The sequence below is a fragment of the Prevotella sp. P3-92 genome (genome assembly GCF_002251205.1).
GTDB lineage: Bacteria > Bacteroidota > Bacteroidia > Bacteroidales > Bacteroidaceae > Prevotella.
The window spans coordinates 1-1,410 of sequence record NZ_NPJE01000068.1; the positions used below are offsets into that span (position 1 = coordinate 1).

Below are 1,410 nucleotides of genomic sequence, written 5' to 3' on the forward strand. Positions count from 1 at the left end.
GGTTAATTTGCAATCACGGGGTGTCACCACCACAAAGATAGTAGCCTTGGCACGGCTGGTATATCTTGTCACCCTTTAGTGCAGGGTGTCAAAATCATGTTGTCAAAGTCCTTATAGCCGACTCCTTCTTTGAGGATGTGCCAGGCGCAGACGAGCATTTTGCGTGATATGGCTACAACCACTTTCATCTTGTTCTTTTTTCTGACTTGTGTCTGATGGTAGGAGAAACGGCTGAAGAAGCAGCCCTTGGTTCGGCTTGCGCCCCATGCGCACTGGATGATTGTCCGTCTCAGGTAACGGTTTCCATGCGTGATGCGCCGTGACTTGATAGTCTTGTTTGACTGGTCGTTGCGAGGCTTCAGTCCCGCCCATGATGAAAGATGGTTTGCCGTCTCGAAGTGGCTCATGTCTGTGCCAATCTCTGCGATTAATGATGTGGCGGCTCTCATCTTCACCCCCGGAACGGTCTGAAGGTTCCTCAGCTGCTCGGAGTATTCTTTCTCGCAAATCTCCTGCATCTTGTCCATGCACTTCTGCTTGTGCGCCTCTGCCATGTCAATTTCCGCCTTGAGCTGAGCCATGATGTCTATGTCGGCCTCCGTGACGCACCCTTTGAGCGATGCGATTATGGTTTCCCTGCCATGACGGTTTATGATACGCCCGTGCACTTCCTTAACCAGTTCCTCGGGGGATGTCACGCCCTCGCATATCTTGTCTATCACACTCTTGTAACTTACGGAATCCGTGTTTGACACATAATTGCTCAGACGGATATTACACCGCTGCACCGCCGCATCCAGCTTGGCCAGCTTACGGATGATCTCATCATCAAGGTCGTAAATGCGACGGTCGTACAGACGGAGCTGCTGGATGCGCTCAGGGGGAACGAAACTGCCGCGCACCAGTTCCTTCATCATGCACTCGGCTATCCACTGTGCATCTTTCACGTCGCTCTTGTGACCGGGAAGCTGCTTGATGAAATAGGGGTTGATAAGTTTCAGCTTGAAATGCGGTTCCAGTATGCGCCATACAGGAATCCAATAGACACTTGTGCTTTCCATACCAACCTCCTGCACGTGATACGTGAGCATCAAATCACGCATTTCCTCAAGCTGATTTGTTAAAACACCATACTTTTTCTCAAAAATCTCACCCGTGCTGCTCATAATACAAAGAAATATGCTATCTTTGTGCACGTCAAGTCCGCATACTATTCTCATAAGCCTAACTTTAGAGGATTAAACAATAGGCCCCAAATATACAAAATTGTGACGAAAGAGCACGTATATAGGACAAGAATCTGTGGCGGACTTGACATTTTTTCTCTCAAACACTGCCCGATTCGGGGAAATGACATTAGGTTTTTTATCCCGACTGGCTTATAATTCGGGGGTTTTATGTAAATTTGCA

At 48.4% G+C, this 1,410-nt stretch carries 1 protein-coding gene; it reads right to left on the bottom strand.

The window, feature by feature from the left end; all coding sequences use genetic code 11:
• Positions 1 to 68: 68 nt before the first annotated feature.
• Positions 69 to 1,220, bottom strand: coding sequence for an IS110 family transposase (locus tag CIK93_RS12525; RefSeq protein WP_094435292.1), 1,152 nt, complete (start codon positions 1,218 to 1,220; stop codon positions 69 to 71).
• Positions 1,221 to 1,410 lie beyond the last annotated feature (190 nt).